23 protein-coding genes are annotated in these 22,462 nt (G+C 64.7%); 8 read left to right on the top strand and 15 right to left on the bottom strand.

The features are described 5' to 3' along the window. Window positions 1-56: 56 nt before the first annotated feature. From A3AU_RS0128465 to A3AU_RS0128435, 7 genes are all read left to right on the top strand, one after another. Window positions 57-785 carry a GntR family transcriptional regulator gene (locus A3AU_RS0128465; protein ID WP_027055909.1) on the top strand — a complete coding sequence of 243 codons (729 nt, stop codon included), beginning with the start codon at window positions 57-59 and terminating at the stop codon, window positions 783-785. Then, window positions 782-1,270, top strand: a complete 489-nt coding sequence (locus A3AU_RS0128460; protein WP_027055908.1) for a DUF3830 family protein — start codon at window positions 782-784, stop codon at window positions 1,268-1,270. Before A3AU_RS0128465 ends, A3AU_RS0128460 begins: the two co-directional genes overlap by 4 nt. A 1-nt stretch (window position 1,271) precedes the next feature. Continuing rightward, the gene (locus A3AU_RS0128455; protein ID WP_027055907.1) at window positions 1,272-1,625 is read left to right on the top strand and encodes a TIGR04076 family protein; all 354 of its coding nucleotides are present in this window, start codon (window positions 1,272-1,274) and stop codon (window positions 1,623-1,625) included. Further along, window positions 1,622-2,677 (top strand): aldo/keto reductase, encoded by a 1,056-nt coding sequence (locus A3AU_RS0128450; protein WP_027055906.1) that lies wholly within the window; start codon window positions 1,622-1,624, stop codon window positions 2,675-2,677. Before A3AU_RS0128455 ends, A3AU_RS0128450 begins: the two co-directional genes overlap by 4 nt. Further along, window positions 2,674-3,105 carry a hypothetical protein gene (locus A3AU_RS0128445; RefSeq protein ID WP_027055905.1) on the top strand — a complete coding sequence of 144 codons (432 nt, stop codon included), beginning with the start codon at window positions 2,674-2,676 and terminating at the stop codon, window positions 3,103-3,105. Before A3AU_RS0128450 ends, A3AU_RS0128445 begins: the two co-directional genes overlap by 4 nt. A 49-nt stretch (window positions 3,106-3,154) precedes the next feature. After that, the gene (locus A3AU_RS0128440) at window positions 3,155-4,414 is read left to right on the top strand and encodes an ABC transporter substrate-binding protein (protein ID WP_027055904.1); all 1,260 of its coding nucleotides are present in this window, start codon (window positions 3,155-3,157) and stop codon (window positions 4,412-4,414) included. Window positions 4,415-4,637: 223 nt separating this feature from the next. Further along, window positions 4,638-6,029, top strand: coding sequence for an FAD-binding oxidoreductase (locus tag A3AU_RS0128435; RefSeq protein ID WP_027055903.1), 1,392 nt, complete (start codon window positions 4,638-4,640; stop codon window positions 6,027-6,029). Between the two features lie 27 nt (window positions 6,030-6,056). Here A3AU_RS0128435 and A3AU_RS0128430 read toward each other — a convergent pair whose 3' ends face one another. The 8 genes from A3AU_RS0128430 to A3AU_RS0128395 form a co-directional block, all read right to left on the bottom strand. Further along, window positions 6,057-6,857 (bottom strand): ABC transporter permease, encoded by an 801-nt coding sequence (locus A3AU_RS0128430; RefSeq protein WP_027055902.1) that lies wholly within the window; start codon window positions 6,855-6,857, stop codon window positions 6,057-6,059. Further along, window positions 6,854-7,726 (bottom strand): ABC transporter permease, encoded by an 873-nt coding sequence (locus A3AU_RS0128425; RefSeq protein WP_027055901.1) that lies wholly within the window; start codon window positions 7,724-7,726, stop codon window positions 6,854-6,856. The genes A3AU_RS0128430 and A3AU_RS0128425 overlap by 4 nt, the downstream gene beginning before the upstream one ends. Next, a complete protein-coding gene (locus tag A3AU_RS0128420) occupies window positions 7,723-8,826 on the bottom strand; it encodes an ABC transporter ATP-binding protein (protein ID WP_027055900.1) in 1,104 nt (367 codons plus the stop codon). The genes A3AU_RS0128425 and A3AU_RS0128420 overlap by 4 nt, the downstream gene beginning before the upstream one ends. Before the next feature lie 78 nt (window positions 8,827-8,904). Further along, window positions 8,905-9,930, bottom strand: coding sequence for an ABC transporter substrate-binding protein (locus A3AU_RS0128415; RefSeq protein WP_027055899.1), 1,026 nt, complete (start codon window positions 9,928-9,930; stop codon window positions 8,905-8,907). A 52-nt stretch (window positions 9,931-9,982) separates the two neighbouring features. Further along, a complete protein-coding gene (gene araD1, locus A3AU_RS0128410) occupies window positions 9,983-10,981 on the bottom strand; it encodes an AraD1 family protein (protein ID WP_027055898.1) in 999 nt (332 codons plus the stop codon). Between the two features lie 32 nt (window positions 10,982-11,013). Beyond that, window positions 11,014-11,793 (bottom strand): SDR family NAD(P)-dependent oxidoreductase, encoded by a 780-nt coding sequence (locus tag A3AU_RS0128405; RefSeq protein WP_027055897.1) that lies wholly within the window; start codon window positions 11,791-11,793, stop codon window positions 11,014-11,016. 9 nt (window positions 11,794-11,802) lie between these two features. Further along, window positions 11,803-13,530, bottom strand: a complete 1,728-nt coding sequence (locus A3AU_RS0128400; RefSeq protein ID WP_027055896.1) for an IlvD/Edd family dehydratase — start codon at window positions 13,528-13,530, stop codon at window positions 11,803-11,805. Continuing rightward, window positions 13,527-14,327, bottom strand: a complete 801-nt coding sequence (locus tag A3AU_RS0128395; RefSeq protein WP_245235590.1) for a FadR/GntR family transcriptional regulator — start codon at window positions 14,325-14,327, stop codon at window positions 13,527-13,529. The genes A3AU_RS0128400 and A3AU_RS0128395 overlap by 4 nt, the downstream gene beginning before the upstream one ends. Before the next feature lie 51 nt (window positions 14,328-14,378). Here A3AU_RS0128395 and A3AU_RS0128390 point away from each other — a divergent pair, with 51 nt between their 5' ends. Further along, on the top strand, window positions 14,379-15,305 hold the full coding sequence (locus A3AU_RS0128390) for an aldose 1-epimerase (RefSeq protein WP_027055894.1): 927 nt from the start codon (window positions 14,379-14,381) through the stop codon (window positions 15,303-15,305). A 31-nt stretch (window positions 15,306-15,336) separates the two neighbouring features. On the opposite strand, the gene A3AU_RS0128385 is transcribed toward A3AU_RS0128390, so the two are convergent. From A3AU_RS0128385 to A3AU_RS0128355, 7 genes are read right to left on the bottom strand one after another with little or no spacing between them, the layout of a single operon-like run. After that, a complete protein-coding gene (locus A3AU_RS0128385; RefSeq protein WP_027055893.1) occupies window positions 15,337-16,782 on the bottom strand; it encodes an aldehyde dehydrogenase in 1,446 nt (481 codons plus the stop codon). Between the two features lie 40 nt (window positions 16,783-16,822). Next, window positions 16,823-17,608, bottom strand: a complete 786-nt coding sequence (locus A3AU_RS0128380) for a coniferyl-alcohol dehydrogenase (RefSeq protein WP_027055892.1) — start codon at window positions 17,606-17,608, stop codon at window positions 16,823-16,825. A gap of 2 nt (window positions 17,609-17,610) precedes the next feature. After that, entirely contained in the window at window positions 17,611-18,681 is a 1,071-nt protein-coding gene (locus A3AU_RS0128375; protein WP_027055891.1) for a branched-chain amino acid ABC transporter permease, read from the bottom strand. Then, window positions 18,678-19,574: a branched-chain amino acid ABC transporter permease gene (locus A3AU_RS0128370; protein WP_027055890.1), complete on the bottom strand. Its 897-nt coding sequence runs from the start codon at window positions 19,572-19,574 to the stop codon at window positions 18,678-18,680. Before A3AU_RS0128370 ends, A3AU_RS0128375 begins: the two co-directional genes overlap by 4 nt. Beyond that, entirely contained in the window at window positions 19,571-20,299 is a 729-nt protein-coding gene (locus tag A3AU_RS0128365; protein ID WP_027055889.1) for an ABC transporter ATP-binding protein, read from the bottom strand. The genes A3AU_RS0128370 and A3AU_RS0128365 overlap by 4 nt, the downstream gene beginning before the upstream one ends. Then, a complete protein-coding gene (locus tag A3AU_RS0128360; protein WP_027055888.1) occupies window positions 20,296-21,039 on the bottom strand; it encodes an ABC transporter ATP-binding protein in 744 nt (247 codons plus the stop codon). The genes A3AU_RS0128365 and A3AU_RS0128360 overlap by 4 nt, the downstream gene beginning before the upstream one ends. 21 nt (window positions 21,040-21,060) lie before the next feature. Continuing rightward, complete coding sequence (locus A3AU_RS0128355) at window positions 21,061-22,377, bottom strand: ABC transporter substrate-binding protein (RefSeq protein ID WP_051355507.1); 1,317 nt, start codon at window positions 22,375-22,377, stop codon at window positions 21,061-21,063. Window positions 22,378-22,462: the final 85 nt, after the last annotated feature.

Below are 22,462 nucleotides of genomic sequence, written 5' to 3'. Positions count from 1 at the left end.
CGCTATTCGGCTTTAATTTCATCCGCAAGCCGAAAACGGGCCAGACCGGGAATGCCATGCAAAAGGCTGCCATCGAGCGAAACAATGAAACGATCGCGGCCCAGCTTACGCCGGTCGGCCGCGAGACGGTGCAGGATCGCGTCTATTCCGAGCTCCGCCGGGCTCTGATCGGTGGCCTGTTCGAGCCGAACCAGGTGCTGACCATCCGTGGCCTCGCTGATGCCCTGGTGACCTCCACCATGCCGGTGCGCGAAGCGCTCGGACGGCTGATCACGGAAAAGGCGCTGGAGGCGCTGCCCAATCGCTCAGTGCGCGTACCGCCGATCACGCTGGAACGCATCGACGACCTTCTGCGCGCCAGATCGCTCATCGAAGGCGAAGCGATCGCGCTTGCCGCCACGCGCATGAGCCAGCGCCAGATCGCTTCGATCGAAGCCATGCTCGGCGAGTGGGACGAGATGCGTGCGCTGAAGCACAAAAAGGATATCGACCGCGAGGCGACGCTCAACCAGAGCTTTCATTTCGAGATCTACCGCTGCTGCGGCTCGGCCGTGCTGATCCCGATGATCGAGAGCCTGTGGCTGCAATCGGGGCCTTGCATACGCGTTGCCATCTACGCCTTTTCCGACGCTGGCGAAGTCGACACCGCGCACTATCACCGCCGCATCGTCGCGGCTCTCGCCAGCCAGGACGCGCAGGCGGCGCGCGAGGCACTGGTGGCCGATATCAGCCGGCCTTTCGCTTACCTGCGCGACAAGCTTCAATCCACGAAAGAGCTGACATGAACAAGCCAGCCATCAGGATCACCGAGCCGCGCTCGAACCTTTCCGTGACGGCGCTTTTGCTGCCCGAAAAGGCGCCGGAAAACACCGCCTTTCTCCAGGCGTATCTCACCGCCACGCGCGTCGTCCCCGGCATCCATGCCATGTGGACCGGGCCCGAGATTTCCTGCCCGGTTCCATCGGCGGATCTCGAAGGTCAGGCCTATGCCAGGCCGTTGCCGGCGGAGAACGCGACACTGACGCCGCAGCCCGGCGACATCGTGCTGTCCTACGTGCCGCCGCGCATGTGGGGCGGCAATCCCAATGCCATCTTCGATATAGGCCTGTTCTACGGCCAGGGCGCGCGGCTGCTGTTCCCGATCGGCTGGCTGGCCGGCAGCGTGGTGGCGCAAGTGCGCGCCGGCGAGCGCGACCAGTTCGCCGCCGCATGCGGGGTGATCCGTCGCAACGGCGCCTGCGACATCACCTTCAGCCTGGTGGAGGCCTGACATGGCCGATGACAGTTTCGAGCTCTTCGATCTTCGCGTCGAGGCGGTCATTCCCGAGGGCAAGCCGATCTATTGCGGCGCCAGGTCAGGCGACTATTTCGAACTCAAGGGCGAGATGCTGTCGATGCCGGCGGGGCAGGCCTTCTCGATCTATTCGCTCGCCGCAGTGCTGCCGCTGCTGGCGGCAAAGCAGCGCCCGACAGACCGCAATGACTGGATGACCTCGGACGCCGAGATCGCCTGTCCCGATCCCAATTGCGCCAGCCGGCTGCGGATCGTCAGGACCGGCAAACGGCGATTCAGCCATGCGCAAACCACGGCGGTGCCGCTGCCGAAGGAGAATGACCAGGAATGATCGCCAAGACTTTCGAACTCGGCCCCGGCTACACGATCTCGCGCGTCATCCGCGGCGGCTGGCAACTCGCCGGTGGTCACGGCGCGATCGACCGCGGTCAGGCAGTGGCCGATCTGATCGCCACGTTCGATGCCGGGATTTGGACCTATGACTGTGCCGACATCTACACCGGCGTCGAGGAACTGATCGGCGCCGCGCGCCTGCGGCTGGCCAGCGAGCGTGGCCTCGATGTCGCCGCGAAAATGAAGGTGCATACCAAGCTGGTGCCCGACCTCGAACGACTGGCCGGCATCAGCCGCGACTACATCAGGGGCATCGTAGACCAGTCGCTGCGGCGGCTGAAGACCGAGCGTATCGACCTCGTGCAGTTCCACTGGTGGGACTACGAGCAGCCTCGCTATGTCGAGGCGATGGGCTGGCTCAATGAACTGCGGCTGGAAGGCAAGGTGCGCAATCTCGGCACCACCAATTTCGACACGCCGCGGCTTGCCGAAATCCTTGCCGCCGGCATCCCGTTGGTCAGCCAGCAGCTGCAATACTCGGTGCTCGACCAGCGGCCCGCCAACAGCCTTGCGGCACTCGCCAGGCAGAATGGTGTCAACTTCCTCTGCTATGGTTCAGTGGCTGGCGGCTTCCTCAGCGACAAATGGCTTGGCGCGGCCGAACCCGCCATGCCGCTCGAAAACCGCTCGCTGGTCAAATACAAGCTGATCATCGACGATTTCGGCGGCTGGGACCTGTTCCAGCAACTGCTTCGGGCGCTCAAGGCCGTCGGTGATCGACACGGCGTCGACATCGCCACCATCGCCAGCGCCTGGGTGCTGGAACAGCCGCGGGTCGCCGCCGTGATTGTCGGCGCCCGCAACCAGGCCCACGCACTGGCCAATGCGAAAATCATGGACATCGCACTCGACGCCAATGACCGGGCGAAGATCGAGGCTGTGATCGCGCAAAGCCAAGGCCCCCTGGGTGACGTCTACACGCTGGAGCGCGACCGCCATGGCCGCCACGGTTCGATCATGCACTACAATCTGAATGCGGGCCGCACATGAGCGCCGTCGACGCGACACTGTTTTCAAAGGCCAGCGCCGAGGTCATCGGCCTGCATCGCTTCTTCGTCGACTGGTTCGTCGCGGCGCGCGCCGACACGGTGCATTTTTCGCGCTTCGAGCGGGTCATGGCTCACGGTTTCACCATGGTCGCACCGGACGGCCATGTGCTTGATCGCGTCGCCGTCATCGATCACGTCCGCTCCAGCCGCGCCACTTGCGACGACGGTTTTGCCATTTCGATCGAGGATATCCGGGCGGGCTGGCAGGACGAAGACACCATCGTGGTCCTCTACGTCGAGGCGCAGTTGCGTTGCGGCAAGCATAGCCGGCGCCAGTCGAGCGCTGTCTTTACCACCAGTTCATCGGCGCCCAACGGCGTCGAATGGCGACATCTGCATGAAACCTGGCTGCAGGTGCCGGAACGCTGAACAGGCTCCACAGATCAAATTAGAGTCGAGTAACGAAAGGGGAACAACAATGAGAAAGACGATACTCCAACTCACCACGGCACTTGCTCTCGTGACGCTGGCGGGTGCCGCGCAGGCCGCCGACTGCAAGATCACCGTCGGCCTCGTCATGGAACTGACTGGTCCGGCCGGCGAATACGGCCAGGCCGGCGCCAAGTCGGTCGAAATGGCTTTTCGCGACATCAACGAAGCGGGCGGCGTGCGCGGCTGCGATCTGGCCACCGATACGCGTGACAGCCAAAGCCAGGGCAATATCGCCGTCGACGCGGCGACCCAACTGGTGCAGGTCAAGAAGGTGCCGGTGATCATCGGCGGCATCATCTCTTCGGTCTCGATCCCGATCCTGACCTCGGTCACCGCGCCGGCCAAGATCGTCCAGGTGTCGCCGGCCTCGTCCTCGCCGACGCTGACGGCGCTCGGCCGTGACGGCAAGACCAACGGCATCTTCTTCCGCACCATCACGTCCGATGCGCTGCAGGGCGTCGCCGCCGCCAAATACGCCATCGACAAGGGTTTCAAGAAGCTGTCGATCATCCATGTCAACAACGACTTTGGTGTCAACATGGTGGCGGAATTCTCGCGCGCCTACAAAGCGCTGGGCGGCACCATCGTCTCCGACACGCCCTACAACGAGAAGCAGTCGAGCTATGCCTCGGAAGTCACGGCCGCCATGGCCGGCGAACCGGACGGGCTCTATCTGGTCAGCACGCCGGTCGACGGCGCAACCGTTGCCCGCACCTGGATTTCGCAAGGCGGCGTGCAGAAATTCCTGCTCAATGACGGCATGAACAGCCCAGATTTCATCGAGTCCGTCGGCGCCGATTATCTCAAGGATGCCTATGGCACGTCGTCCGGCACCAGCCCGACGGCTTCCACCGATTACTTCATGAAGAACTACAAGGCGTTCTCCGGCATCGAGCCGTCCAACCCGGCGGCCGATCGCTCCTATGATGCCGGTGCCATCGTCGGGCTGGCCATCGCCATTGCCGGCTCCGAGGATCCGGCCAAGATCAAGGACGCCATGTACAAGGCCGTCGATCCGGCCGGCACGCCGATCTTCGCCGGCAAGGACGAGTTCGCCAAGGCGCTCGGCCTGATCAAGGACGGCAAGCCGATCCGCTATGAAGGTGTCATCGGTCCGGTCGCCTTCGACAAGTATGGCGACATCACTGGCCCCTTCCGGCTATGGAAGATCGTCGACGGCAAGGTGACCACGGACGGTGAAATGACCACCGACGACGTCAACGCGCTGCAGGCCAAGCTTCAGTAGGCCAAGCTTCAGAGGTCAGTGCCGCCGGCATCTATCCCGCTTAACCGCGATCGATGCCGGCATCGGCTGGGGCAGGCCGATATTGCTTGCACGGCAGGCGATCCAGAATAGGATCGGCCGGCTGCAATTGAGGGGTGGCGAGCGTGTCGGACAGGAATAGTCATCGGGCCAACCCGTCGTCGGAAGCAGACGGTGCGCTTCGCCGCGCAGGCGCCTGAACCCAATGTCGCCTGAAACGCAACGACTTCTGTCCGCTCTCGGCGATCGGCTGGGCGCCGGCGGCGTTCTCGCCGGCTCCGATGTCGACCAGCGCTATCGCGACGATCCCGACGGCAAGCTGGGCGTGCTTCCCGAAGTGGTGCTGCGTCCGCGCGATACCGTCGGTGTCGCGGCCGCGCTTGCCGGGTGCAACGCTGTCGGCCAGCCGGTCGTGATCCAGGGCGGACGCACCGGGCTGGCCGGAGGTGCACGCGTCCAGCCGGGCGAGATCGTGCTGTCGCTGGAGCGCATGAGCGGTCTCGCCGTGCCGGACAGTCAAGCCGGCAGCATCATCGCCGAGGCCGGCGCGACACTGCAGGCCGTGCAGGAAGCCGCGGACGGCGCCGGGCTGATGTTCGGCGTCGACATCGGTGCCCGCGGCTCGGCAACGGTCGGTGGCAACATCTCCACCAATGCCGGCGGCATCCGTGTGCTGCGCTTCGGCATGTACCGGGCGCAGGTGCTGGGGCTGGAGGCCGTGCTTGCCGATGGCAGTGTGCTGACCTCGCTGAAAGGCCTGCCCAAGGACAATTCCGGCTACGACCTCGGCCAACTCTTCATCGGCGCGGAAGGGACTCTCGGCGTCGTCACGCGCGCCGCGCTGAGGCTGCATCCAAAACCGGCATCGGAGGTGAACGCATTCTGCGCGCTGCCTTCGCTGGACGCGGCGATCACCTTGCTCGGGCTGCTGCGGCAAAAGCTCGGCCCGCTCCTGTCCGCCTATGAGGTAAACTTCGCGCCGCTCTATGACGTCATGGCTGCCAGCATGGCCATGCCGGCACCTTTGCCGGCGGGCTCTCCCGTCTACGTGCTGGCCGAGATCCAGGGCAGCGAGCCCGAACGCGACGGCGAGCGCTTCGCCGAGGTTCTGATGCAGGCGGTCGAGGACGGCGTGGTCGACGATGTCGTCGTCTCGCAGTCGCCGCGCGAGTTCCGGGCGCTGTGGGACGTACGCGAGGACGCTAACCGCGTCCTGTTTTCGATCAAAGGCCTGATCAGTGTCGACATCAGCATCCCCCTGGCGCGCATGGGAGCGTTCCTGCAGGAAACGGACGCCGCCATCCATGCCATCGACCATGCCGCCGCTATCTATGTCTTCGGCCATCTCGGCGACGGCAATCTGCACTACCAGGTGCTGACGGTGGATCCGGCGGCGGCCTACGTCATCGTCTATCGCGGCGTGGCGGCGGCGGGCGGCGGCGTGTCAGCCGAGCACGGCATCGGCCTCGACAAGAAGCAGTGGCTGCATCTGGTGCGCAGCGACGCCGAGATCGCCGCGATGCGGCGGCTGAAGACGGCACTCGACCCGAAGAATATTCTGAATCGCGGGCGGGTCTTCGATCTCAACCAGCCGTGACTTGGCCGATGACGGTTGCCCGTCAACTCAACTCCGTTCCGTCGCCATCTGCCTGGGGATGAGAAAACGGGCGGCGAGCACGCAAAGCAGCACGGTGAACATCAGGATCAGCGCCACCAGCGCGTTGATGTCGGGTGAGAAACCAAGCCGCATCATCGCCCACAGCCGGACCGGCAGCGTGCTCTGCGTGCCGGTGACCAGGATGGTGATCATCGTCTCGTCGAAAGACAGGGCGAAAGCCAGGATGGCGCCGCCGACCATGGCGCTAGACAGGTTGGGCAGGATGATGCGCCAGAAGGTCTGCCAGCCCGTCGCGCCGAGATCGTAGGACGCTTCGACCAGCGTACGGCTCATCGACTGCAGCCGCATCAGCACGGTGCGGTAGACGATCGCCAGGACAAAGACGGTATGGCCGATGACGACCGTCAGCAGCGAGCGCTCAAGCCCGATTTCGCGGAAGAAGATCAGCAGCGCCAGGCCGCTGATGATCGGCGGCATCAGGAACGGCAGGAAGATGATGAACTGCAGGATCGACCGTCCGGAACGGCGGCCGTGATAATAGAGCGCCAGCAGCGTTCCGCTGACCACCGACAGGATGACGGTACAGACGCCGACGACCAGCGTGGTGCGCAAGGCGACCAGGATGTCGTGATTTTCGGCGAGCGCTACATAGGTCGAGAGGGTCGGCGACGACCAGTCGACATTGCCATGTGAAACCGTGAAGAACGACGACACGATCGGCACGAACAGTGGGCTGTAGAGCAGCACCGCGACCAGCGTCGTGATGGCGGCCAGGAAGATGGTGGAGGGCCGGGGCAGGGCGCTCATATCGACGTCCCCCGATTGCGCCCGAACCGTTCGCCGATGAGGATGGCGCAGATCACGACGATCGCCAGCGCTACCGAGAGTGCGGCGCCGAACGGCCAGTTATAGGCCGTGCCGAACTGGCTGTAGAGGATGCGGCCAAAGGTGAACCCGCTGATGCCGCCGACCATTTGCGGTGTCAGGAAGTCGCCGATCGCCAGCACGAAGACGAAGCTTGCCGCCGAGGCGACACCGGGCAGGCTGAGCGGCAGGGTGATGCGCAGGAACGTCTGCAAGCCGCTGGCGCCAAGATCGTCGGAAGCGCGCAGCAAGGTTTGCGGTATCCGCTCCAGCGACAGGAAGATCGGCAGGATCGCAAAGGGGATCAAAAGCAGGCTCAGCGTTAGCAGGATGGCGTTCATGTTGAACACGAAAAGCGTCGACGGCTCGTGCAGGATGCCGAGCGCCACCAGCGCCTTGTTGAGGAAGCCGTTGAGGCCGAGGATGCTGCGGATCGCATAGATCTTGATGACGTAGCTCATCAGCAGCGGCACCAGAAGCAGCATCAGCAAGGCATAGCGCCAGCGCCCCTTCAGCGTCGTCAGGAAATAGGCGGAGGGATAGGCAAGCAGGATGCAGATGACGGCTACCGAGACACACAGCACGATGGTGTTCCAGAACACCGGCAGGAAGATCGGGTCGGTGAAGAACCTGACATAATTGCCGAGCGTCGGCGTGTAGACGATCGTGCCTTGGTCGACGCCGAAGAAACTGTAGACGAGGAAGATCGCCAGCGGCACGAGGACGAAGAGCACCGGCAAGGCGAACGCCAGCACCGTCACCAGCAGAGGCAATCGCCGATCCCTGGGCAGCATGGAGCCGGCCTTTCTCATGCCAGCACCAGATGGCCTTCATGCGGCGCAAAGCAAAGCGAGACCGTCTCGCCGGATTTCAGCGCGCTGCCGTCGATCCGGCTCGGCATGCGTAGCCGCAGGCGTTGCGCCGCATTATCCGCACCCGTCATGATCGTGGCGACGGTCGACGAGCCGGCAAAGGCCAGGTCGGCAATGGTGCCGTAAAGGCGGTTACCGTCGTCCGTCGCATCCGCAAGACGCAAGGCCTCGGGACGGAACGCCGCGAAGGCGCGGGCGCCATCGGGTGCGGCCTTCAGATGCGGCTGGCCGCTGATCGAACAGACCAGGCGCCCGAGGGCCGTCTCGATCGGCCGCTGCTCGCCCTGGACTGGCCCGAGCTTTCCGGCAACCAGATTGTTCTCGCCGAAGAAGCGCGCCACGAATTCGCAATTCGGCTTGTAGTAGAGGTCGTGCGGTGTGCCGAGCTGGCGGATATGGCCGGCCTGCATGACGCAGATCCGGTCGGCCATGCCGATCGCTTCTTCCTGGTCGTGGGTGACGAACAGGAAGGTGGTCTTGATCTCGCGCTGGATGGATTTCAGGAACTCCTGCATCTGCCGGCGCAGTTCGAGGTCGAGTGCGGCCAGCGGCTCGTCGAGCAGGATCAGGCGCGGCTGGCAGATCAGTGCGCGGGCGAGCGCGACGCGCTGGCGCTGGCCGCCGGAGAGTTGCGCCGGGAAGCGGTCGGCAAAGCGCCCGAGTTGCACCAGTTCCAGCGCTTCCGCGACACGGCGCGCGATCTCCTTGCGCTTGATATGACGCACTGAAAGCCCATAGCCGACATTGCCGGAAACGGTCATGTGCGGGAACAGCGCGTAATCCTGGAATACGGTGTTGAAGGGCCGCTTGTTGATCGGCATGCGGCTGATGTCCTGGCCGTCCAGGCGGATCTCGCCTGACGTCAGCGGCTCCAGCCCGCCGATCAGCCGCAGGACGGTCGTCTTGCCCGAACCAGAAGGCCCGAGCACGGTCAGGAACTCACCGTCCTTGATCGATAGGTCGATGTCGTGCAGCACCGGAACCGTGCCGTAGGATTTCGAGACGGACCGCAGCGTCAGCAGGTCGGTGTTCTGGTTCATGATATGGTCTCGCACACGCTGCGGCGGTCCGGAACGTCCGGACCGCCGGGTCCTTCGAAGTCGGGTCCGCGGAAAGGATCAGGGCGTCGCCTTGATCTCGTTCCACAGGTCCGAACGCTTGAGCGGATCCTCGACATTGTTGAGCCAGACCAGCTTGTCATTGCCGCCGGCGCTGCTCGACTCGACCACGGTGTTGCCGAAACCGGTGCGCTCGGAGAGCTCGCCGCCGACCTTCTTCGTCAGCATGAAGTCGATCCATTTCTCGGCCGCCGCATTGTCGCGGACGCCCTTGGAGATCACCCAGTTGTCGAGCCAGGCCAGCGCGCCCTCGCTCGGATTGATGTAGGCGACATGGGCGCCGATCTTCTGCAGCGCCTTGACCTGCTGCTGGCCGTAATTGGCCCAGATCAGGGCAACATCATTGTTCTGGTAGATCTGCTGCGCCTCATCGGCGGTGGTGTAGAAGCTCAGCACGTTGCGCTTCAGTTCGACCAGCTTGGCCTTGACCGCCGCCATCTGCTCGGCGTTGAGGTTGAACGGATCCTTGTAGCCGAGCGTCAGAGCGGTGAACGAGAAATTGTGCTCGCCATTGTCGTAGGCCAGGATCTTGCCCTTGTAGGCCGGATCCCAGAGCACCGACATCGAGGTCGGTGCAGGCTTCACCTTGTCGGTGTCGTAGATCAGCCCGATGGAATCGAAGCAGAACGGAATGCCGTAGACCTTGCCGTCCTTGGTGTCGCCGCTGACCTGGGACAGATCGCGGAAGCGCGGCAGCACCTCCTTCTGGTTGGGCAGCTTGGAGATGTCGATCGGCGACACCAGGTCGGCCTTGATGTAGCGTTGCAACTGGGCGGTGTTGACCGCGAAGACATCGAAATCCTGGCCCTCGCTGCCCTTGATCTTGGCCCAGATCTCGTCATCGCTGCCAATGAAGACGACATCGACGCCGATGCCGGTTGCCGCGGTGAAGTCCTTCACCCAGTCCGGGTCGGCATAGCCGTCCCAGGCCAGCACGCGCAGGTTCGCGGCCAAGGCCGCCGAGGTCATCAGGCCGATGCCGAGCCCGATTGTCGCTAGTCGTAGAAACGCTTTCTTCAGTCCCATTTTTAATCTCCCATTGTCGTTCTGGTGGACCGTAATTTCCGGGCTTGCGCCGTCACAGCGGGGTGACGGTGACCAGCCCCTCGTCCGGCACCGACACCATCCGGTTGCGCAGCGCCTTGCCGAATGTCTGTGCCTGGATTTCATACTCGTCGCCGGAGGCCGTCTTGACGCCGGAGGCGTAGCTCATCACCGCCGCGCCGAAGAAATAGGCATGCAAATCGCCCGCCCTGCGATGCATCGGGTAGCGGAAATGAAAATGTTCGAGATTGGCGATCGAGTGCGACATGTGCGCCTCGCCCGACAGGAATTCCTGCTCCCAGATAACGGTGCCGTCGCGCAGTATGCGGGAATAGCCGCGCACTTCGTTCGGCAGATCGCCGATCAGCAGTTCGGGGCCGATCGAGCAGGAGCGAAGCTTGGAATGCGCGAGGTAGAGGTAGTTCTCGCCCTCCGTCACGTGGTCGGAATATTCGTTTCCGAGCGCGTAGCCGATGCGATAGGGATGGCCGTCCGGGCCGTTGAGATACAGCCCGACGATCTCGGCTTCCTCGGCCCCGGCTTTGGCGAATGCCGGCATCGGCAGGTCCGCGCCAGGCGGCACGACGCAAGTGCCGACGCCCTTGAAGAACCATTCGGGCTGGATGCCGATCTTGCCGGCGCCAGGCTTGCCGCCCTCCAGGCCCATGCGGAAGATCTTCAGGGAATCGGATTCCTCGGCACCTTCGCCGTGGGTCAGAACATGCATCTGGTTGCGCGCGGCGGCACTTCCGGTATGGGTCAGGCCGGTGCCGGTGACCAGGAAGCGCGCCGGCTCGGGATGGTCGACCGGGGCGAGCACGCGGCCATCGCGCAACAACTCGTCATAGTCGACCGCAGCCGTGCTCGTCCGCTTTTCGGCCAGTGCCGCCATGGACGTGCCCTCGGCGATCGCCGTTTGGGCGAGTTCCAGCACGCTGCCGGTTTTTTCCAGCGGATGCAGGTGATTGCCGTCATCGGAGACGCGGCCGACCCGCCTGTCGCCATCGAGTGTCGTGTACTGAACAAGACGCATCAAAAAACCTTCTTCCGTTGAAGCCGTACGGGTCACACCCAGCCCGCATCGACAATGAACTGTTGGCTTGTGCACATGCGGCTGTCGTCGGCGGCGAGGAACAGCGCCATGCGCGCGATATCGGAGGGCTGCAGCCGGTCGGGCAGGCACTGCCTCTCCGCGATCTGGCGTTCGCCGGCCGGGTTCAGCCACAGCCGCATCTGGCGTTCGGTCATCACCCAGCCCGGCACCATGCAATTGACGCGGATGCGCTCGGGGCCGAGTTCGCGGGCCAGTGCCCGCGTCATGCCGTAGACGGCTGCCTTCGCGGTGACATAGGCCGGGCAATCGGGATCGCCGACCATCCAGGTAATGGAACCGAAATTGATGATCGAGCCGCCGCCTAGCGAGGCCATCTGCGGGCGCACCGCCTGGGCCGCGAAGAACTGGTGGCGCAGATTGACCGCCATGCGGTCGTCCCAATACGCGACCGTCACGTCCTTGGTCTGATGGCGGTCGTCATTGCCGGCATTGTTGCACAGCACCTGGATCGGGCCGTTGCGCTGCGATGCCTGCACGGTCGCGGTCTGCAATTGCTCGACATCGCGCAGGTCGCAGGGAATGAACAGCGGCGCGTCATGTCCCTCCGCCGCAATCGCATCGACGAGCCGCCGGGACGGCTCCTCGGCCATGTCGACAAAGGCAACGCGGCTGCCTTGCGCGCAGAAATGGCGCACCAGGCTTTCGCCGATGCCGCTGCCGCCTCCGGTGATGAACACGCTGCGGCCCTTAAGGCTTGGATAGGTCGCATAGCTGCCGATAGGATCCGTCATCTCGCGCCTCTAGTGGGAATGCCGGGGAATGCCGGCATCGCGCCGGCCGACGAGGAAGTCGAAATCGCAACCTTTGTCGGCCTGCAGCACGCGCTCGACATAGAGGCTCTGGTAGCCGCCTTCGGGCGGCGCCGGCGGCTTCCAGTCGCGGCGGCGGATCGCCAGTTCCTCGTCCGATACCAGCAGTTCCAGGCGGCGACCGGCGACGTCGAGTTCGATGAGATCGCCATCGCGCACCAGCGCCAGCGCGCCGCCCGCCGCGGCCTCCGGCGCCACATGCAGCACCACCGTGCCATAGGCGGTGCCGCTCATGCGTGCGTCCGAGATGCGCACCATGTCGGAGACGCCTAGCTTGAGCAGTTTGGCCGGCAGCGGCATGTTGCCGACCTCGGCCATCCCTGGATAGCCACGCGGTCCGCAGTTCTTCAGCACCATCACCGAGGAGGCGTCGATCTCCAGTTCCGGATCGTCGATGCGCGCGTAGTAATGCTCGATGTTCTCGAAGACGACGGCCTTGCCGCGATGCTGCATCAGTTCCGGGGTCGCCGCCGATGGCTTGATGACCGCCCCGTTGGGCGCCAGATTGCCGCGCAGGATCGAGATGCCGCCTTGCTCGGTCAGCGGCTCGCTCAGCGGCCGGATCACCTCGCGGTTGTAGTTGGGCGCCCCGTCGATCAATTCACCGATCGTCTTGTCGCTCACGGTCATGACGTCGCGATGAAGAAGCCCCACTTCATCAAGCGACGCCATGACCGCAGCCAGCCCCCCGGCATAGTAGAAATCTTCCATCAGGAACCGGCCCGACGGCATCAGGTCGACGATGGTCGGAACGTCGCGGCCAAGGCGATCCCAGTCCTCGAGGCTGAGGTCGACGCCCACCCGGTTGGCGATAGCGATTAGGTGCAGCACCGCATTGGTCGAGCCGCCGATCGCGCCATTGACGCGGATGGCGTTCTCGAACGCTTGCCTGGTGAGGATTTGCGCGATCGTCACGTCGCGGCGCACCAGATCGACGATCTGGCGTCCGGCCAGCTGGGCGAGCACGCCTCGGCGCGAATCCACCGCCGGGATCGCGGCATTGTCCGGCATGCCGATGCCGAGGGCTTCCACCATGCTGGCCATGGTCGAGGCCGTGCCCATCGTCATGCAGCTGCCCGCCGAACGGCTCTGGCCCTGTTCGGCGGCGAGGAAGTCGGCGACCGGCATGCGGCCGGCCTTCACCTCTTCGGCGAATTTCCAGACATGGGTGCCCGAGCCGATATCCTGTCCGCGGAACTTGCCGTTGAGCATCGGTCCGCCGGACACGGTGATGGTCGGCAGGTTGCACGAGGCGGCCCCCATCAGGAGCGCCGGAGTGGTCTTGTCGCAGCCGACCAGCAGGATGACACCGTCGACCGGATTGCCACGGATGGATTCCTCGACATCCATGCTGACCAGGTTGCGGAACAGCATGGCGGTGGGGCGCATGTTGCTCTCACCCAGAGACATCACCGGAAATTCCAGCGGCAGGCCGCCAGCCTCGTAGACACCGCGCTTGACGTGATCGGCGAGCGCCCGCAGATGCGCGTTGCACGGCGTCAATTCCGACCAGGTGTTGCAGATGCCGATCACCGGGCGGCCGTCGAAAGCGTCGGCCGGTATGCCCTGGTTCTTCATCCAGCTGCGGTGCATGAAGGCGTTCTTGCCTTCACCGCCGAACCAGGCTTCGGACCGCAGTTTACGTTTGGTCTCGGTCACGATTTCTGTTCCCGATCCTGGCGGCGTCTGTTGCGGTTCTCCACGCTGCGGCGCACGTCGTCCTCGGCATTGTCGATGAGCACCAGCAGCGCTTTTTGCGCACCGAGAGCGTCACCGGTGGCGATCTTCTCGGCCACCTCGCGATGCAGCGGCAAGGAGTGGCGCTGCCCTTCCGGATTGTCGTTGGAAAGGCGAAAGCTCATCACCAGCGCGGTTTCGACCAGTGCCGCCAGCGAGCCGATCAGCTCGTTGCCGGTCATGCGCAAAATGGTCTGGTGGAACAAAAGATCGGGCTTGGCGAAGCGGTCGCCATCATCGACGACAGCTTCCATTTCAGCCAGCGCTGCCTGAATCTCGGCGATCTGCTCACGGGTGGCCCGCTGGGCGGCGAGTGCCGCCGACATCGGCTCGATGGCGCGGCGCAATTCGAACAGTGCGCGGCTATCGTCGGCACTGACGCCGCCGGCGTAGCGCCACGACAGCACGTCCGGATCGAGGAAATTCCAATCGGAGCGCGGGCGCACGCGTGTCCCGGTCTTTGGCCGCGATTCGACCAGCCCCTTGCCGGCCAGCACCTTGATCGCCTCGCGCAGCACCGTGCGGCTGACCCCCAGCATCTCGCTGGAATCGTCGGCGTTGGGCAGCGCCTCGCCAGGCAGGAAGTCACCTTGCACGATGCGCAAGCCGATCTGCTCGACGACAGTTGCGTGCAGCGCGGTGGAGCCGCTGGAAACCGCCACCGCCACCCTTGACGTGCGCGCCGTGCTGAAAGATTTCTTATTCTTCATACTATTCATATGATATGTCTTATCGCTATGGTGATCGGAGTCAAGGGATGGGACGTGCCGATGACAAAGAATTCCACAGCCGTTGCAGAACGGCACACGGAGCTGGTCTCGATCGGCGACGGCATTGCGACGGTCGACATTGCTCCGGCGACCGGCGGCGCGTTGGCGTCGTATCGGTGGTGGCACAATGGCTCTGCCGTGGACTGGCTGCGCCCGGCGGATGCAGCGGCGGTCAGCTGCCGCGATGCCGGCGCCATGGCCTGCTTTCCGCTCTTCCCCTATTCCAACCGCATAAGGGAGGGCCGTTTCGAATTCGCCGGTCGGACCATCCAGCTTCCCACGACCGCCGACGATCCTCATCATGAGCACGGCCATGGCTGGCGTCATCCGTGGACGATTGTCACACACGAAGCCAGCACGGTCGTCCTGCGCTATCGCCACGCGGCCGATTCCTGGCCATGGAGCTATGAGGCCGAGCAAGAGATTTTCCTGGCTGACGGCATACTTTGCATGACCATGATGGTGCGCAACCTGTCGGACGCACCGATGCCGGTTGGCTTTGGCCTCCATCCCTATTTTCCGTCGACGCCGTGGACGCATGTCCAGGCGCCGGTGTCCGGCATGTGGGAGACGGATACGGAGGTCCTGCCCACATGCCACGTCCTGCCCCCGGCCGGGGCCGATCCATCGATCGGCTTTGACGTGTCCGAGGTTGACTTCGACACGGTCTTCACCGGATGGGCGCGCCGCGCCCGGATTTCCTGGCCGGAGCAGGGGCGGCAACTGGACATCGAGGCCGAGGCGCCGCTCGATTTCCTCGTCCTCTACACGCCGAGGGGGCAGCCGTTCTTCTGCGCCGAGCCGGTCAGCAACATCACCGATGCCTTCAACCGCATGCGGGGCGGCATCGACACCGGCTGTATCGTACTGGCGCCCGGGCAGATGCAATCCGCCAGCGTTCGCTTCACGCCGTCCCTGGCAGTTTGACCGTCACGGTCAGCCGCGGGACGAGACCGGGTCAGAACGGATAGTGCTGGCCAGGGTCCTCGATCGTCACCCAGCGCAGATCGGTAAACTCGGCGATCGAGGCCTTGCCGCCGAAGCGGCCATAGCCCGAGCCCTTGACGCCACCGAACGGCATCTGCGCCTCGTCGCCGACGGTCGGTCCGTTGATGTGGCAGATGCCGGCTTCGATGCGCGCGGCAACAGCCATCGCTCGCTTGATGTCGCGGCTGAACACGGCTGACGACAGGCCGTATTCGGTGTCGTTGGCGACACGTATGGCTTCCTCCTCGCCCTTGACGCGGATCACCGGCTTGACCGGCCCGAAGGATTCTTCCGCATAGACGCGCATCGCTGGCGTGACATGGTCGAGCAGCGTTGCCTCGACCACCGTGCCGGTGCGCTTGCCCCCGGCGGCAAGCCTGGCGCCTTTGGCGACGGCGTCCGCGACGAGTTCCTCCATCTTGTCGGCGGCCTGGCTGCTGATCAGCGAGCCCAGCACGACATGGCCGCGCGGGTCACCTGCCGGCAGCTTCGATGCGCGCACAGCCAGCTTGGAAACGAATTCGTCAGCGATCTTTTCATCGACGATCAGCCGTTCGGTCGACATGCAGATCTGGCCCTGATGCATGAAGGCGCCGAAGGTGGCAGCACTGACCGCGGCGTCGATGTCGGCGTCGTCCAGTACCAGCAGCGGCGCCTTGCCGCCGAGCTCGAGCAGCGCCGGCTTCAGATGCCGGCCCGCAAGCTCGGCGATGATCCGCCCGATCTTGGTCGAGCCGGTGAAATTGACGCGCTTGACGGCAGGGTGCGCGACCAGCGTCTCGACGATGCCGGCGGCGTCCCTGGGGTCATTGGTGACGACATTGATGACGCCCTTGGGCAGGCCGGCCTCGACCAGCACCTGGCCGATCAGCCGATGCGTGCCGGGGCACATTTCCGAAGCTTTCAGCACCACCGTGTTGCCGCAGGCGATCGGCATGGCGACGGCGCGGGTGCCGAGGATGACCGGCGCATTCCACGGCGCGATACCAAGGCACACGCCCGCGGGTTGGCGGATCGCCATCGCCAGCGTGCCCGGCTTGTCCGAGGGGATGATTTCGCCAGAGATCTGCGTCGTCATCGCTGCTGCCTCGCGCAGCATGTTGGCCGCCAGCATGACGTTGAAGCCCGCCCAGGGGCCGGTAGCCCCGGTCTCTTCCATCATCAGCTTGGTGAACTCGCCGACCTTGGAGGCCATGACGTCAGCCGCCTTGGACAGCAAGGCGCGGCGCTCGCCGGGACCGGTCTTCGACCAGGTCGCGAAGGCAGCGGCAGCGGCTTCGACGGCTGCATTGGCGTCGGCTACGCTTGCCGCCGCGGCGCGTGTCGCCAGTTTGCCAGTGAACGGGTCCATGCGCTCGTAGGAGGCCGAGCCGGCCGCATCCCTTTTGTCGCCGTCGATCAGAAGTCCGATATCCATGATGGTCTCCCTTCGCTCCATCGGGAGCGCGCTCATTGAATTAGAAGCCGAACATTTCGGCATTGATCGACGCTTCGAGGCCACCGTCAACCGGCACGTTGGCACCGTTGATCCAGCGCGCGCCGTCCGAGCACAGGAACAGCACGACCGGCGCGATGTCGCCCGACGTGCCGGCGCGGCCGACCCTGGCAATGTCGCTGTCGACACGGGCATCGCCAAGCACGGTTCTGAACTGTTTCAGGATCGGCGTCTCGACCGGGCCGGGGCTGACCGCATTGACGCGGATGCCACGGCGTTTGAACAGATCCTGATGCGCCGCGCGGAAAGTCCACAGCAGCAGCAACTCCTTGGAAACGGGATAGCCCTCCTCGTTCCTGACGGCATGCGTGCGGACCACATCGGCGACATCGGGAAAACCCTCGATAGCGACCATCGAGGCGGCGCGGTTGAGATTGGCGCGCCAGCCATAGCCGGCAATCGAGGCGACGTTGACGATGGCGCCGCCTTCGCGAAGCCGTGGCGCAACGCCCTCCGAGAGTGCCCGCAGCCCAAAGAAATTGACCGCCAAAGTCGAGGCCGCACCGGTGCTGCCGGAGAGCCCGGCGACATTGCAGAGCGCATCGATCCGCTGCGGCAGACGCGCGATCAACTCGTCGACACCGGCCTTCGACGAGATATCGGCTTTGACGAAACTGCCGACGGCTGCCGCCGGCTCGCGGACATCGACGCCGATGACGTCGGCGCCGAGTTGGCCGGCGAGCTCCGCCGTGCGGGCGCCAATGCCGGAGGCGACACCGGTGATGAGGATGGTCTTGCCGAAAAGCATGGTCATGCCTTCTCCTGATGCTGCGTGGTTTGCCGCGGCAGGGGCGCGTCATCGCCGAGTGCTGTTGCAGGGTTCCCCGGAAGCCTGACGCGGTAGCCGACCGGCAGCAGGTGCAGGCCAAAGCGCTCCTCGACCGTCCCCCACAGGCCGCGCGGCAGGAAAAGCGAAAACAGCACGGCGGTGGCGCCGAGGCCGACCAGATACCAGACGCCGGTGCCGCCGAACCAGGTCTCGATCAGGAAGAAAACCAGCGCGCCGAGGATGGCGCCCTCGAACGTGCCGATGCCGCCGACCAGCACCATGAAGATCATGTAGGCGGTCCACTGCACGTTGAAGTAGGTCTTCGGCTGGAAGGTTATCGAGGTCGCCAGCCACAGCGCGCCGGCAATGCCGATGCCCAAGGCGGCAAGCACGAACAAAAGCCGCTTGGTGCCGGTGACGCGCACGCCGACCGAGGCGGCCGCATCCTCGTTGTCGCGGATGGCGCGGATGGCGGCACCAGTGCTGCCGCGCAGCAGGCCGAACAGGATGGCGAGCAGTGCCGTCATCGACGCCAGCGCCAGCCAGTAGATGACAGTCCGCCTGGTGCCAGCGTCGTAGACGTTGAGCGAGATCAGCGAGGTGCCGGTCTCGCCTTGCACCAGCCGGTCGAGGTTGACCAGCAGATGCGTCAGCGCCGCGATGACCCACATGCCGATGGCGAACTCGCCGTTCCTCAACCGCAGCATGAACAGCGACAGCGGCCAGGAGACGATGCCGACAATGACCGCCGAAACGAAGAGCGAAGCGAAAGGGTTGAGGCCGGCATCGGCGAGCCGGATGGCGAAATAGGCGCCGAGCCCGAAGAACACCTGCTGGCCGACCGAGACCAGGCCGCCAAAGCCGGCCAGCGCGTTCCACATCGCCGCCAGGATCACATAGATGAACAGCGCCGTCATGCGGTCGACCGCGCCGGCCGACAGGAACTGCGGTGCGGTTGCGAGCAGCGCGATGATGATCACGACCGCGATCGCCGCGATCCGCGACGTCGCCGTGCCGCGTTCGATAATGGGCGACGGCGAGGCGGCGCTCATGACGCGCTCCGCGAAGGCAGCCGCAGCAGGCCACGCAGGCCCAGGCCGGATGCCGAGAGCCGCACGAACAGAACGATGAGGAAGATCGCGTGGCCGCCAATCAGGAAACCTTGCGGATGCACTTGCGCGCCGAGTGTCTGGGCAAGCGCCAGCACGATGCCGCCGATCAGCGTCCCCCACAGCGAACCGGCGCCGCCGATCACAGCCGCCTCGAAGGCAAACAGCAATTGCGGCGCGCCGGCATAGGGATCGAAGGTGGCGCGCATGCCGAGGAAGGCACCGGCAAGCCCGACCGTGACCATGGCGATGGCAGCGGCGATGGCGTTGGCGCGGCGCGCATCGACACCGACCAGGCCGGCTGTGTCGGGATCCTCCGAAGTGGCTCGGATCGAGCGCCCGAGCCGGGTGCGGGTGAGGAACAGCTGCAGCCCGCCAAGCAGGATCACGGCGCTGGCGAACATGATCACGGCGAGCTTGCCGACATAGATGCTGCCCGGCCATTCCCACGAATCATAGGACAGGCTGCCGATATAGGGCGCCAGCGAGCGCGTATCGGCGCCGAACTGCTCGAACAGCATGTTGTCGATGACGATGGCCAGTCCAAACGTGGTCAGGATCGGCAGCAGCGCCCCGCCGCGCGCGCTGCGCTCGAGCAGGAAGCGCTGCAGCGCCCAGCCGATCGCTGCCATCAAAGGCAGCACGATGAGCAGGCCGACAAAGGGCGATATATGGAACCGCGAGGCCAGCCACCACAGCGCAAAGGCAGCGAACACTGCCAGGCTGCCATGGGCGAGGTTGATGATGCGCATCACCGAAAACATGAAAGACAAGCCGCAGGCGATCAGCGCGTAGTAGCCGCCGAGCAAAATGCCCTGGATGATCTGGTTGCTCATGCCGGAACGCTCCCGGGGCTTTTCCGGTGCAGGCCGAAATAGGCTTTCGTCACCTCGTCACGCGAAACCGCCTTGCTCGACCCCTCCAGCGCGACACGGCCCTCGAGCATGCAGATCACCCTGTCGGATACCGAAAGCGCGCGGTTGAGGTCCTGCTCGACGAGAATGATCGTCGTGCCGGAAGCGATCAATCCCTGCAGTGCCGCATAGACCCGGTCGACGACCAGCGGCGACAGGCCGAGCGAAACCTCGTCGAGCAAAAGCACGTCCGGATTGCTCATCAGCGCCCGGCCGATCGCCGTAGCCTGCTGCTCGCCGCCCGACAGATGGCCCGTCCTGGCGTGGCGGCGCGGTTTGAGGTTGGGGAACATCTCCAGCACTCTGTCGACGCTCCAGTCGCCTGCCCGGCCGGCGGTCTTGCCGAGCAGAAGGTTTTCCTCGACCGTCATCTGCACGAAAAGTTTTCGCCCCTCCGGCACCAGCGCGATGCCCATGCCGACGCGCCGGTGCGATGGCACGTTGGTGAGGTCGGCGCCGTCCAGCAGCACGCGGCCGGCAGCTGGCTGGTGCGCACCGGCGATTGCCCGGAGTAGCGTCGTCTTGCCGGCGCCATTGGCGCCGACCAGCGCCAGCGTCTCGCCGCGCTCGATGCTGAAACTCACCCCGCGCACGGCCTGCAGCAGGCCATGCCGGACAACCAGATCCTCGACGGACAGCAGGCTCATTTCGGGCCTCCGCCGAGATAGGCGCGGACGACCTCCGGATCGGCCATGACGGCTTGCGGCTCGCCGTCGGCGATGATCTTTCCCGCATCCATGCAGATCAGTCGCTCGGCCACCTGCAGCAGGATGTGGACGATATGCTCGATCCAGACGATGCCGATCTTGCGCCGGCGCAACTCCTTGATCGTGTCGACAAGTTCACCGGCTTCGCCATCGGTCAAGCCGCCGCCGATTTCGTCGAGCAGAAGCAGTGTCGGCCTGGCGGCCAGCGCGCGCGCCAGCTCCAGCCGCTTGCGGTCGAGCAGGCCGAGTGTCTCGGCGCGCCGGTTGGCGACACCCAGCATGCCGCACAGCTTCAGCGAGCCGAGCGCCTCCTCATAGGCTTCGTCGCGGCCAAGGCCGGCGCCATGCGAGGCGGCGACGAAGACATTCTCGAAAGTGGTCATGCCGCTGAAGGGTTTGGGCACCTGATGCGTGCGCACCAGGCCTAGCCGGCAGCGCTGCGTTGCCGGGAACGCCGTCACGTCGCCGCCCTTGAAACGGACCGTGCCCGCACTCGGCGGAAAGGCGCCCGAAAGCACGCTGAGCAGCGTCGTCTTCCCGGCGCCGTTCGGGCCGACAATGCCGACCGCCTCGTCCGCGCCCATGGTGAAGTCGACGGCATCCAGCACCACCAGCGCGCCGAAGCGCTTGTGGATGCCGGTGGCGGCGAGAACAGCCTGTTGTTGCGGATCGGTCACCAGGCGGTCCTCGTCAGCGGTCCGTCAGCCGTTGTAGGGCAGAAGCTTGGCTTCGACAGGCACCTTCGGGTCGGTGGCGTTCTCGGTCACGACATAGTCGAGCTGGAATTTCGAACCTTCCTTGGCGGCGACCCACTGTGTGCCGATGATCGGGCCGGGCGATACATTGGCGACCGGGCCACTGGTGAAGTCGACTTTGCCGATCATCGTCTCGGTCTTCAGCGTGCTCAAAGCCTTGGCCACGGCTGCCTTGTCCTTGGCGTCGGTGCTGGCCTTCAGCGCTTCGAAACCGGCGTCGAGCAGCGACATCGAGGCGCCGAGTTGCTGCGTCCACTGCTTGCCGCTCGCCGCCTCATAGCCGTCGGCCAGCTCGGCACCCGAAACGCCGGTCAATGGCGATTTATAGGGGAAGGCCTTGTGCCAGTAGGCGGCGCTCGAAATCTTCACGCCGAGGTCGCCGAGCGCTTCTATATCGGACGGGAACAGCCCGGTCTTGGCCACCTGGCAGATCTTGATCTGCTTGATCAGCCCTTGCTGCGCCGCCTGGCGCCAGAACGCCGCGAAATCCGGCGGGATCGGGAAGGAGTTGAAGATCTCGACGCCTTCCTGCTTGAACAGCGCGATCTGCGAGGAATAGTCGGTGGTGCCGGTCTCGTAGGCACCCGGATCGACAATCGTAAAACCTTGCTTGGCCAGAAGCGGCGCCAGATTGGCGCGGATGGCGTTGCCGTCGGCGTCGTTGGGATACATGACGCCGACCTTCTTGTTGGTCTCGATCAGGTTCCATTGCGAGATGTAGGTCTTGAAGAACTCGCCGACGCCGAAGCCGAAGTGATAGGTCCATTTGAACGGCGAGGGCGCGCCGGGCTTGGCGCCACGGCCGAAATACCAGGCTTCCCATGGCATGACCGTCGAAAGGCACGGCACGCCGGCGGCTTCGCAGGCGTCGGCCACCGGATTGATCACCTCGGGCGTCGACACCGCCAGCATCAGGTCGATCGCCTGGTTGTTGATCAGGTCCTTGGCCAGCTGGCCGGCGCGGGAAGGATCCGATTGCGTATCCTGGTCGAGGATTTCGACACTGTATTTCTTGCCGCCGATGTCGAGGCCACCGCCCAGCGCCTTGCGGGCGAGGTCGAGCACATAGCCGTCGGTCTGGCCGAAGCCGGCCAGCGGCCCGGTGCGCGGACTGACAAAGCCGACCTTGAGCGTGCCGGCTGCCTGGGCGAACGCCCTGCCGCCGCCGAGCGCGAGTGCCGCGCCTCCGGCCATCGAAGTGGCGATAAACTGGCGCCGCGAAATGCCGCCAACACTGGATTTTCTACCGATGGAATAGGTCATGCGTTCCTCCCTCTGTGGCTCCTCCATCGGCACAGTGCACCAGCGTTTTGGTTCGGTAAAATGATATTTTGCGGTGTTTCATTAA

It is taken from the genome of Mesorhizobium erdmanii USDA 3471, assembly GCF_000472705.1.
GTDB lineage: Bacteria > Pseudomonadota > Alphaproteobacteria > Rhizobiales > Rhizobiaceae > Mesorhizobium > Mesorhizobium erdmanii.
Note: the sequence above shows the minus strand (reverse complement) of the source record. Positions and strands in the feature narration are given on the sequence as shown.